Annotated in this window: 2 protein-coding genes; both read right to left on the bottom strand. The window is 43.0% G+C overall.

Features of this window, described 5'->3' with window-relative positions:
- On the bottom strand, positions 1-331 hold a 331-nt coding region (locus tag GX089_15230), incomplete at its 3' end, for a helicase SNF2 (GenBank protein NLP03846.1).
- Positions 328-5,562, bottom strand: a complete 5,235-nt coding sequence (locus GX089_15225) for a DEAD/DEAH box helicase (protein NLP03845.1) — start codon at positions 5,560-5,562, stop codon at positions 328-330. The genes GX089_15230 and GX089_15225, both read right to left, overlap by 4 nt.
- Positions 5,563-5,734: the final 172 nt, after the last annotated feature.

The following is a 5,734-nucleotide window of genomic DNA, read 5'->3' as shown; positions in this document are numbered from 1 at the left end:
GTAATGGAACAAGCTGATACGCGCGTGGTTCGATGGCAATATTTCCAAATGAGCGAAACGGACCGGCACCTGCGCGAAGTTTCAGCATAAGTGCATTCTGCAGGAGGCGGACTGCGGTACTGGTACCCGGGCGGTTTGGATCAGGCGGCAGAAATGATGCCGGTTTAACCGGTTCACGTTCAAGCGGGCAGTAAATCCTGGTGATGTCGGAATCAGTGCCGGACAAGGTGCGTAAATAGAGGGTATCTTTATCAGATTGAGGCAAAACTACCCATTCACGCCCTCTGGCGTAAACAAGCGATCCAGGATTAAAAACCGTTTGAGTACTCATTTTGCACCTTCCTCAGATACCAAAGGACAGCCAAAGATCTCAGGAAATTGAGCAGCGACAGAAGGCCACCTACTTATTTCTTCAGGAAAAATTATCACCAGATAACCATACTCCTCTAATTGTTTTATGGTTTGATCATCGATTAAATTCGCAACTTTCTCTGGTTTGCCAATAAAAACCAGTGCCTGATGATCATTATAAACAAAATCGGGGGTACATGGAAATTCATTGATAGCTGCATTTGCACTATCAGGAAGCAAATGGCCATTTTTGTAAAGATATCTTAGCCATGTCTTTTCCTGAGCCGAATTAACCAGCGTAAGTAATTCATTAAACTGACTTTCTCTGTTCCCTGCAGATGTGCCAACCGACACCTGTGCAGTCATCAACTTCAGGAGTATTTCCAGCACTTGACGATTGGTTCGATCGATAGTTTCATGATCAGGTTGGTTATAATAAGAGAGCAGACACTTGTAACATCCCATTTCACAGCTTGCATTTTTTGGAATAAGATCATCAGGTGAATCCGCGCCTTTATCAGGTACACTATAATGCATTATTTCAATGGCTTCACGTGCTACATTGCCAAGGGAATCCGGTCGTGTTGCCAGACGAGTGAGTACCCCGGCGCCGCCCTCTGCAGCTTCATAAAAAAGAATTGCCTTGCGGTTATCTCTGTCCGGAAGCGGTTCAGCCATAAGTTCACTTTCTTCAAGCTGATAAAGAGATTCTATACCTCTTTTCAAAGCATATTGCAGAGTAGTTAAAACCTGAGGATCGAGTTCGACACACGGTCGGATAAGAAGAACATTACGACGATCTTCAGCGTAAGGAGTGATTCTCTCGATAGTTGCATTAGGAAAATCATCATCTGTTACATCATCGGCAGGGGCCTGCTCATCTTTACACCAGAAACCGGTGGTAGTATTAATATTAAAGCCGTATATGTGTTTTTCCTTTCGCCGTTTCCAGCCAAGATTCATCCGTCGCACAGTAGCAACCGGGCCGTATTGAAGTTCCATAACCGGTATTCCATCAACTTCGATGATGGTGATCCTGCGATTAAGTTTTCCATCACGTTTGGAAAACTGAACGGTGGTCTGAACATCATATCCCTGTCTCATCCGTTCTTCTTCATCGCATGTGATCCGGTTTGCTTTTCTTGTACTGACATTTTCGATTCTGTAAAGGTTGTTTATATTGATTGCATTACCCATGCGATTACCACACAATACGCAGAATTCATCTGCTTTCTGCTGACCGAAATGTCCATAGCCGCAATTTGAACATTTTTTTATCTCTTCTACAGGTAGACGACTGTCTGTCGAAACTCCTCCATTACGGGCAGAAAGGATAACCTGACGTACCCGATATTGTGCACCTTCATGATATATTAGGCTGTTAGGTCCAAATTCAGAAATGGCAAGGAAACGAGGCCTTGAAAGATAGCTGTCGTATTTCTTATTAGTTTGCGCAGGAATATAAGCGGAGACCGGGAGTCTGGGGAAGTTATATCCGGGTAAGAATCCTTCACCAGCCAAATAACGGTATGTAGAGAAATCGGAATTTTGATGTGGCCGGGATTCAAGCAGGATTTTCTGCTGATTAAATGCCTCATCGTGGCGACGTTTTGCAGCCATCCGTTCTTTTTCGCTTGCAGCCGGATTATCAATGATTTTGCGTGTTTCATCCATTTGTCGCCGTGTTGCTTTGTAAATATCACGCCAGCGTTTAAGAGCATCATCAAATGATCTGAATACTCTTTGAAAATGTCTGGACAGCCAGTTATTCAGTGCTTCATCAATAGATTTATCAGCATCAAGCCATAATCCTCTGGCATGTTCAAGTTCATCATTGCCAATCATATCAAGAATGACAAGACACCGTTTCCATGCATTCTCTTTTGATTGTGAATTATCAAGCAGATTTGCATATTCAATAAGCAGAGGCATGGTATCTGGTTGTTGCATATCAAGCATTTCATTGAGTGTAGCTGGAAGTGCTACACGGGTAGTTGCCAACCATGTTGCATTGAGGTGCGCTGCAATCAGTTCTTCATTACAGATATCAAGTGCAGGCGGAGTTACTTCACCATGTATCATTTTTACAGGATCTGAAAAGAAGTACTGATCATGGGGGCTCTGTGCTGCACAATAAGTAATAACCAGAGCCGGTTGCCCGCTCCTGCCAGCACGTCCACTCCGTTGAGCGTAGTTAGCGGGTGTTGGTGGCACATTTCTCATATATACAGTATTAAGTGTGGAAATGTTTACACCAAGCTCCATGGTAGGAGAACAATACAGGATTCGAAGCATCCCCTCCCTGAAATCCTTTTCCCGTTCTTTTCTTTTGTCCTGATCAACCTGCGCTGTGTGCTCCTGGGCATGGATCGAATGAAACAGGGTACTACCCTGTGAAAGGAAATCAGCTACTGAACTATAAAGTGAGCGGAAAAATGGATTTGACACAGCATAGCGATCATCGCCGTATTTTTTATTATCTTCAGGAAATCGTCTTTTCCATAGCAGAAGATCGCTTTTGAGCTGATAGCCATTTATGTTTTTATCAATTTCTACTTTATTAAGATAACCCTGCTCAAAAGCTACCCTTATCAGATCATTCACAATCCGGTTGAATTCTTCTGTAGTAAATTTAATGCTGCTGTCATTCCAGGTAAATGCGGATTTCAGCTGAGTACCAGCTTTACTTCGAATAGAAAGAACTTCTACCAGGCTGTCAGCCCTGAGCTTTTTAGGTTTAGCACCAACAAGCATTACACGCGCTGATGAAATGTCATTTTCATCAAAAATACCCCATGGTTCTTTGAGGTAATTTGCACTTTGAGCCTTGATCTGTTCTTTAGAAAGCTCGTTGAGGTAGGATGTTTGCAGGCAAAGTTTACGTCGCATATCGTTAAAAATGATTGTTAACAATCTCCGACGTACTTCAGGTAAAGCCGACTGCAGTCTGTGGTGGGCATTTTGCCACAGCTCATCACGGCATAAATCATCAAGACCTTCATATTCAATGTACAGAAGACCGAGTTGTTCCAGATTCGGGCTGTTATAGCGCCAGCCACGTTGTAAATCAGCATACAAACGATGTCCAAGAACTTTGCGCATCGCTTCTTCCGCACGCATACGATTGACGCCATGAAGAACTGCTGGTTGCTGAAGATATTCTGCACGGATGGAGAGATCATCGGTATGGAAACGAAGTGCATGGAAAACAGCATGTGCAATAGTATCATCGCGCAAATAATTTTCAGGTGATTGCGTGATTGCAGCCAATAGTGCACTTCTTAAAAGAAGCATTTGCATAAAATCATTGAAATGACCAGCCTGAAGAGAGGCGTCCTGCCGGTTGTCAGTAAATCCCAGGAGCTTTCGAGCCTTATTATCAAGAGAAACATTCTCATCCATCAAATACCGGAGAGCATTCAAAGAGATTATGGTGGTTGCAGAGCTCCTGCCTTCGCCGGAGAGTCCGGGCAATTTGAGTGCATCTTTACCACGATCATAGACTATTCCACAGGAAGGACAGAATTTAAAAGTTCCTCTGATTACTACACATCTTAATCCATCTGCCTGCATCCGTCCATCAGGAGCTACAAATATTATCGAGGGAAGCTCTCCTCTATAATGATTTTTAATTTCATTAGGTTTGTCCGGATCTATCCAAAATTCAGGTATGGAGTTCTCTAAAATCGCATCTTTCCAAACACAGTTCGGGTCAGGCATCAGGAAAGCATAAGAATCATCATCTTCATCAAAACTTCGCTCATCAATACTTCTGGGCTCAAACCGGTTCTCATCAGAACGCTCCCAAACCGGATGGAATTCCTGGCCGCAATTACGGCAAAAATAGGTAGGAAACAGCCGCTTTGTTTTATCACTGCCAGGAAGAAATACTTGCCCGCTCAGATCACATTGCCTTTTATCTGGACTTTCAAGTGTGGTAAAAAGGGTCCCCGCACCTGAAATAAACTGATGTAGACGGTATGCAAAAAAGGATTTCCCTTCATAGTTCCTGGTTTCATAGGTCAACAAAAGAAACTTGAGAAGATATGATTTGCATAACTGCTCGTCTAAACCGGATTCCCGTGAAAGCATCGAAATGGCAGTTTTTATCTGCTGTGGCTTTTGCCGTACCCATTCTTCACCTTCTTTTTTAAGTCCAAGACGGGTTTCTATCCAACAAGCTATGGGATGAACATGTAATTCTTCTGCTGTTATTATTTCCGGGCATCCATTTTCAAGAGTCTTACGTAAGAGATCCGGAGTACAAAATTGCTCACCTGCTGTTTTTAACTCTAAAGTTTCACCAATTACATCACTTGCTTGAACTGTAGCACCAAAGAGTTTACTGGCTACTGCAGCTACAGCAGACTCCCTTTCGAAGCGGGAACCCTCTGTGGCCATAGTAGCAGAGGTGCCTGTACAAAGCACATTTTTATTCAGAGCTTCACGTACCCGCCTTACAAGCATGGCGACATCAGCCCCCTGACGTCCTCTATACGTGTGCAATTCATCCAGAACAAGGTAATCAAGTCCAATACAATGCTCCATGACTTTTTGATCCAATTCATTTTGCCTTGTCATCAGCAATTCAAGCATCATGAAGTTTGTCAATAATATGTCAGGTGGATTTGCGGCCATAGTCCTGCGTTCATCTGTACTCTCCTGGCCTGTATAGATTCCGTAACTGACAGGGCACTGCTGTTCGCTGAAATGGTTAAAAAACTCATCCAGCTCTTCCTGCTGGCTGTTTGCCAGAGCATTCATCGGATAAATAATGATTGCTTTTGTTCTTTTTTGGGTAGCGTTTTCTTTTTCGCGAAGGATTGCGTCTATAATAGGAATAAAAAAGGTTAGCGATTTTCCAGAACCAGTTCCGGTTGTGACTACATAACTCCGATTGGCTTTAGCACACAACAGAGCTTGTTCCTGATGTCGGAACAAGCGTAAAGATTTTTCCTCTTTTGTTCCCCGTTTAATTCGAAATATCTCATCACATGTGGGATGCAAAATGCCTTCATTTACCAGTTCAGATACAGATCGCCCTGAAACAAAAGATGGATTTAGCTGAAGATAAGGAGATGGCCAGTAAAGCTCTTCTGCGTATTGTGTATCAACATATTTTTTAATATCTGGTGCAGAAGGTGTGACAAAGCTTCTGGAAAATGCTGCATAATCTTGAATCAGACTTTCTCGAAATTCGAAAACATTCATTTGGGCGAAATCTCCTGTAGTTTAACACTGGAAGGCTTTTTATCTGTCCATGCAGGTTCTTCTGTGTCAGTAAACAACAGCTTGTTAGGGTTCAACAATGCAGATTTGGAATGCGGTGTCACCGCATTCCTTGCTGGTATAAAAGTTGCATTACTCTAACATAGAACATAGC

The sequence above is a fragment of the Fibrobacter sp. genome, assembly GCA_012523595.1.
GTDB lineage: Bacteria > Fibrobacterota > Chitinivibrionia > Chitinivibrionales > Chitinispirillaceae > JAAYIG01.
This window is presented reverse-complemented; position numbering and strand designations above follow the sequence as displayed.